Origin of the sequence: Psychrobacter sp. 5A.1, from assembly GCF_030407455.1 — a bacterium.
Taxonomy (GTDB): Bacteria; Pseudomonadota; Gammaproteobacteria; order Pseudomonadales; family Moraxellaceae; genus Psychrobacter.
Window position 1 is genome coordinate 1 of sequence record NZ_JASDDJ010000150.1, and the last position, 544, is coordinate 544.

A 544-nucleotide genomic window follows, 5' to 3' on the forward strand; every position below is an offset into this window, starting at 1 on the left:
AAAAAAGACCTTGGAGCATCCAAAAGCTTGCCCCCTAAAGAGAGCTAACTATCTAAGAAAACTTAACGAATACATGGTTCAAGGCCTTGCTATTGTATACATGGATGAAAGCGGCTTTGAGTCTGAAACCATTCGTTCATATGGCTATGCACCTATTGGAACACCTTGCATCGATCGCTATAACTGGCAAGGTAGAAAACGAACCAACGTCATTGGTGCTTTGTACGAAAAGACACTGTTTGCGCTAGATTACTTTAGTAAAAATATTAATGGCGATATATTCTACAACTGGTGCAAAGATACGCTAATACCGAGCCTTAAAACCAAATGTATTATCGTTATGGATAACGCAAGTTTTCACAAACGAGTGCAAAGACTGTTGAATAGACATGGTCATCGCTTGTTGTTTCTACCGCCTTATAGCCCTGATCTGAACCCTATTGAGAAAAAATGGGCACAGGCTAAGTTTCTACGACAAGGCTGGATGGAGAATAATTTACCTAAACTGTTCTATGATATGGGTTGTACTAGTTTTATTGTGGAT

1 protein-coding gene is annotated in these 544 nt (G+C 39.3%); it reads left to right on the plus strand.

Annotated features, from left to right (window positions below; all coding sequences use genetic code 11):
* Positions 1-544 (plus strand): IS630 family transposase (locus QL982_RS14515; RefSeq protein WP_290190457.1); only part of this gene is annotated, 544 nt, incomplete at both ends.